This is a genomic window from Aminobacter sp. P4_D5 (genome assembly GCF_056401815.1).
Genome location: NZ_JBFUIP010000465.1, coordinates 1 through 946, shown reverse-complemented (window position 1 = coordinate 946; position 946 = coordinate 1). Strand labels below are relative to the sequence as shown.

Genomic DNA, 946 nt, shown 5'->3' with positions numbered 1-946 from the left:
GCGTGATGCCCTGCGCGATGCCGAAGCGCCCCATGTCGAGATTGATCGTCTGGACGCCCAGCCCGAAATCCATGTCGAAGGGGAGTTGCACGGGCGTGTTGGCGGTGCCGGTCACGCCATTGAAACTGTCGATCGTGCCGTTCGCCCCGAAGGTGATGGGGATGTCGACGGGGCCGGTGGAGGGATCGGGCGAGATGCTCATCTGCCAGCTGTTCGCGGGCCCCGCGACCGGGGGCGGCCCGGCGCTGCCCGGCGTCTGCGCGAAGGTCAACGTCAGGGCGTGGCGCTTGCCGAGCTGGTCGTAGACCTGCACCTGCGTGCTGAAGCTCTGCGCGTCACCCGGCGTGGCCGGTGGGTCGATGGCCGGCAGGTTGGCGGAGATCTCGACGCTCGAGGTGGCGATGGGGTTGAAGACCTGCTGGCTCACGCGCACGGGCGCCAGCGTCGTGCGGTCGACATTGCCGCTGGAATCCACCGGCCAGCCCTGCAGGTAGTAGTCGGAACCGTTCACGAGATAGCCGTCGCGGTCCATCCGGAAGTCGCCGGCGCGGGTGTAGAATTGCCGCTCGTCGAAGGCGGGCAGGCCGTTGGAGCTGCCGCGCGCCTGCGCCACCGAGAAGAAGCCCTGGCCGCCGATGGCGAGCGAGAGCGGGTTGTCGCTCTGCTCGATCGTGCCCTGGATGGAGTTGGTATAGTCCGGCCGCGCCATCACCGAGCCGGGCGCGTGCATGGTCTGCGTGGACTGCGTGACGAGGTTCGTGAAGTTCGTGTCCACGCGCTTGTAGCCGGCGCTCTGGCTGTTCGCGAGGTTGTCGGAGATATGGCCGAGCGAGCGCGACTGGGCGTTGAGGCCCGAGATCGCCGTGGTCATCGCACCGAACAGGGACATGGGAGGCACCTCTCCGCCATTGGCCGCCCGGTTCGTTCCGGGCCGGGGTCGGGAAGG

At 68.3% G+C, this 946-nt stretch carries 1 protein-coding gene; it reads right to left on the bottom strand.

Annotation, left to right across the window (positions count from 1 at the left end):
* A partial coding sequence (locus tag AC1DWF_RS32795; RefSeq protein WP_476842690.1) for a flagellar hook-basal body complex protein occupies window positions 1–889 on the bottom strand: 889 nt, incomplete at its 3' end.
* Window positions 890–946: the final 57 nt, after the last annotated feature.